This window comes from Clostridium sp. DSM 17811 (assembly GCF_018861905.1).
Classification (GTDB): Bacteria; Bacillota; Clostridia; order Clostridiales; family Clostridiaceae; genus Clostridium_AD; species Clostridium_AD frigoriphilum.
In genome coordinates this window covers 1-4,181 of the sequence record NZ_JAHLDU010000064.1, presented here as the reverse complement: position 1 = coordinate 4,181, position 4,181 = coordinate 1, and the positions used below count along the sequence as shown (strand labels likewise).

7 protein-coding genes are annotated in these 4,181 nt (G+C 28.6%); all 7 read left to right on the top strand.

Going from position 1 to position 4,181, the window contains the following annotated elements; all coding sequences use genetic code 11:
* Positions 1 to 37: 37 nt before the first annotated feature.
* Positions 38 to 592 carry a hypothetical protein gene (locus KPL44_RS24845; protein WP_216256060.1) on the top strand — a complete coding sequence of 185 codons (555 nt, stop codon included), beginning with the start codon at positions 38 to 40 and terminating at the stop codon, positions 590 to 592.
* Entirely contained in the window at positions 582 to 1,889 is a 1,308-nt protein-coding gene (locus KPL44_RS24840; RefSeq protein WP_216256059.1) for a tetratricopeptide repeat protein, read from the top strand. The genes KPL44_RS24845 and KPL44_RS24840 overlap by 11 nt, the downstream gene beginning before the upstream one ends.
* Before the next feature lie 15 nt (positions 1,890 to 1,904).
* Positions 1,905 to 2,204: a WXG100 family type VII secretion target gene (locus KPL44_RS24835; protein WP_216256057.1), complete on the top strand. Its 300-nt coding sequence runs from the start codon at positions 1,905 to 1,907 to the stop codon at positions 2,202 to 2,204.
* Positions 2,205 to 2,271: 67 nt separating this feature from the next.
* The gene (locus KPL44_RS24830; protein ID WP_216255940.1) at positions 2,272 to 2,562 is read left to right on the top strand and encodes a WXG100 family type VII secretion target; all 291 of its coding nucleotides are present in this window, start codon (positions 2,272 to 2,274) and stop codon (positions 2,560 to 2,562) included.
* A gap of 236 nt (positions 2,563 to 2,798) precedes the next feature.
* On the top strand, positions 2,799 to 3,218 hold the full coding sequence (locus KPL44_RS24825; RefSeq protein WP_216256055.1) for a hypothetical protein: 420 nt from the start codon (positions 2,799 to 2,801) through the stop codon (positions 3,216 to 3,218).
* 83 nt (positions 3,219 to 3,301) lie between these two features.
* Positions 3,302 to 3,667, top strand: a complete 366-nt coding sequence (locus tag KPL44_RS24820) for a hypothetical protein (protein WP_216256054.1) — start codon at positions 3,302 to 3,304, stop codon at positions 3,665 to 3,667.
* A gap of 155 nt (positions 3,668 to 3,822) precedes the next feature.
* Positions 3,823 to 4,181, top strand: a 359-nt coding sequence (locus tag KPL44_RS24815; protein WP_216256052.1) for a hypothetical protein, incomplete at its 3' end; no start/stop codon positions are given.

The window sequence follows — 4,181 nt, the reverse complement described above, 5'->3', positions numbered from 1 at the left end:
TATACATTTGATTAGATTAAAAAAGGAGGAGAATTAAATGAAAGATGAGATAAAAATTGATTTAAAAAAGTATAAAAAGATTTATGTTAAAAAAACTCTTTTATATTTATTCTTATACCCAATTATAGTAATGGTGATATTGTTAATTTTGGGGAAAGTTATAATGAAATTGGGATTTAGCTCGGCTCCTATTCTTGGTGCATTTATTTTTGTAGGGCTATACCTATTCCTAAATAGTATAATTACTTGGTGGGCTTACTACTTTGGATATAAGAATACGTATAAATCTACGAAGTTTGTGCTTGAAGGAGATAATATTTTATTTATTCGTTTAAAAGAGAGAAATCCAATTTCAGGTGGAACATTCTATTATCATGATATACAATCAGTTAGTAGTTACACCATTACCAATGATAAGATAATTGTTAAAGGATATATATTAAAAAGAAAAGTTGATGAGGGTGGTTCTGAGGACGAATATAAGGAACGTGTAATTAATAGTATTAGTGTTCCTAATGTTTTTGGAAATGTGCAACTATTAGATAAGGCTTTGAAGAATAAAAAACAAGAGGTGATAAGTAATGGAGATTAAAAGTATTTCTGAGGTGGAGGAATATAACCAACAAGGTAAAGTATTATTTTCAATTGAAAAGTATGATGAAGCTATAGAAATGTATAAAAAAGCCGAAAACAAAGACCCAATGTTTCTAGATACATATTTTAACCTTGGCGAAGCCTATGTTATGCTTGATAAGTATGATAAGGCAAAGGAATCATTTAATAAGGTTCTTTTAATAGATAAGAAGAATGCAATTACATATTTTCATCTTGGAAATGTTGAGTTTCTCCTAGACAATAATGATATGGGTAGAGAATATTATGCTAAGGCTATAAATAATGGATATGATGATGCACAGCTATACGTAAACTTAGCAAATTTAGCAGAAGAAGCTGGGAATGATGAAGAAGCAATTAAAAATTATAATAAGGCAATTCTAAGGGATAAATTTAGATCAGATGCAAAGTTACATAAGGCCATGATATGTATTGATGACAACAAATATCAAGAAGCACTACAAACACTTGATAATATGATAGAGTTTAATCCGGAAGTTTTCGAGGGACATCATTATAAGGTTCTAGTAAATATTGAGATAGGGAACTACTTAGAAGCAGAAATTAGTCTTAAAAAAGCTAGGGCATTATTCCCTGATGATGATGGATTTATACTTGATAAAGTTACGTTATTAGAAAAACAAGGGAAATATGATGAAGCGTTAGATATAATAGACACAAGATATAATAATACAGAAGATAGAACTATACTTCTTGAAAAAGCAGAAATTCTACTTGCAAAAGAAAGAATTGATGAGTCAGTTTTATTGTATGAGAAGGTAAAGGAATCAGAAGAAAGCTTTGATGATGAAACTAGGTTTTATCTTATAAATATATATATGAATATAGATAAAATTAGCAAAGCACTAGATTATTCAAAAGAAATAATTGCGAATGGTGACCAAAATTCATTTTATTTTGCTGCTGTTTATTATAGGGCACTTTGCCTAGGGAGACTAGGTAAAACTGTAGAATCAAAGGTTGCGTATGAAGAAGCAATAAAAATATTTAGATTTGCGAGTTCTGCAAATCCAGGGATGCTTGATATAGTTGTGTATAGAGCTATGTGTTATAAGGAATTAAAAAATTATGATAAGGCATTTGAAATGGTTAATTATTTACTTGCAATAGATGAAGATATGGGAGAAGTTTATTTAATAAGAGCTGAACTTTATCAAGAGTTAAATGAAATTGACAAGGCTGAGGCAGATAGAAGCACAGCGGCGGTAAAAGGAAAGGTACTTGGTACGTTAATAAACTCAAGTTCTAAATAGAGGGGGTGAATTTCTATGGCTAAACTTAAAATTGACTTAAATCAGTTACAGCAAACTGCTCTTGATTACAAACAATCTATTGACGAGTTTACATTGATGAAAAAGAACTTACTTAATGTAATAAAAGATTTGAAGGCATCGGGTTGGATTTCAGGTGCAAGTACACAGTATTTTAGCAAATTTGAAGATACATGGACCCCTAATATGCAGATGCATATAGATATTCTTACACATTTAAAATCGTGTTTAACAGAGGCAAAAACTGATTATGATGATCTTTATACAGATATTCCAAATTTAGGATCAGATTTATAACTTATTAATTCAATATAGTCGCTAAAATAGCGTTTATATAAATAAAAAATTTTTAGGAGGTATTTATATGTCAAGAATTATGATTACACCAGAGGAACTTAGAGCATCTGCTAGTAAATTTACACAAAAGGCTGGAGAGGTAACAGACATAATTACAACATTAAGAGGTGAAGTTAACCGTCTTGAAAGTTCATGGGAAGGTGCAGCACAAAGTTCATTTTTCCAAGCTTTCCTAGACATGAGTAAAGTATTGGATAAATTCCCAGAAGTTTGTAATGGCGTAACGGGACAATTAAATGGGGTTGCTAAGACTATAGAAGAAACAGATGCAACTTTAGCTAGCCAACTTAAGGGCTAATATTGCAACATTTAAGATAATGGTTTAAAAAGTAAGTCGTGGAAAGTATATAAAAAAAGAGCTTGTTATTTGAAAAGCTACTTAAAAACACTTACATAAATAGAAAAGGGGCTGTCTTAAAATGATTAACAGGATCATTGGATAGATCAGCTCCTTTTTTTACATAGTTATGAAATTAATAATAATATATTAGCTCAAGAATATATAACAAAAGGAAAGAAATAGGAGGAATTAATATGGATTTAAATGAAGAGAAGCTAAAAAGACAAGAAGAAAAAAAAACTAATAGAGATAAAAATACCATGCTTATAAATATTAGTAATCTATTATTACGAGATGAGAGACATGAATTTGTTTTAGCTGTTATTTTTACTATTGGAGTTTTAGTATCACTGATTTTCTACGATATTAAAACAGTTATAATATTTGTTATATGTTGGTTAATATTATGGTTTATGGCAATCAAATTTAATTTTACACCAATGAGTCCACAAATCAAGTACATATGCCCATTTTGTAAAAAAAAGTTAACCTCTGGAATTAATTATAAAGAAAAAGATGAACAAAAAATGAAAGGCTATATGGCGACAGACTGTCCTAAATGTAAAAAACACCTTAAACTTATAGTAAATGAAAAAGTGATGAAACATTTTTAGAGATGAATATGTTAATAAATTTTAAATGCAGAGAAGAAATCTATATATATTAATGTAACAAATATTAAGAAAAGGGGAAATACATGAAGAATAATAATCGAAATAATCTAGTAAAACAAGCCCTAATAATGTTTGGAATACTGTTTGGAGGAAGCATTGTTTGCATTATGGCTTCAGTAGTTATAATAACAAAAAAACAAAATGATGTTTATATACTTATATTGTGGGTAGTGTTTTTTGTTTTTTACTTTGTATATTTGATAATTTATGGTATTTTAAAGATGAAAAATGGAAAACGTATAGAAGCGGAACATAAAAATGGTACTATTGCAGAAGAAGAGTATTTAGATATACAAAAAAATAATAGAAAAGATCAAGGTCTAATTCAGAAAGTAATTTCAGTAATTGTACTAATTATACTAATAAGACAGCTGTTTAGTTTATTTTAATAATTTGTTATTGTTAAGCCTTAAAGTAAAAGGGTAGAATGACGAATGAAAAAAATTTAGATAGTGTGGGAAAAGTTATAAAGAATATAGACATGCCAATGGCAACAAAATGTGTCATAAAAGAATGAATTATATTGTTTAAAGGGGAGAATTAGATGAAAGAGGAAATAAGTATTGATTTAAAGAGGTATAAAAAGATTTATGTTAAAAAAACTCTTTTATATTTATTCCTATATCCAATTTTAGTAATGATTTTATTAATAATATTAGGAAAAATTATAATGAAATTTGGACTTAACGTAGATCCCATTATTATGGTAGCTGGCGGAATATTAGTATTCGTATTCCTAAATAGTATAATTACTTGGTGGGCTTACTACTTTGGATATAGGAACACGTACATATCTACGAAGTTTGTGCTTGAGGGAGATAATATTTTATTTATTCGTTTAAAAGAGAGAAATCCAATTTCAGGTGGAACATTCTATTATCATGATATACAGTCAGTTAGTAG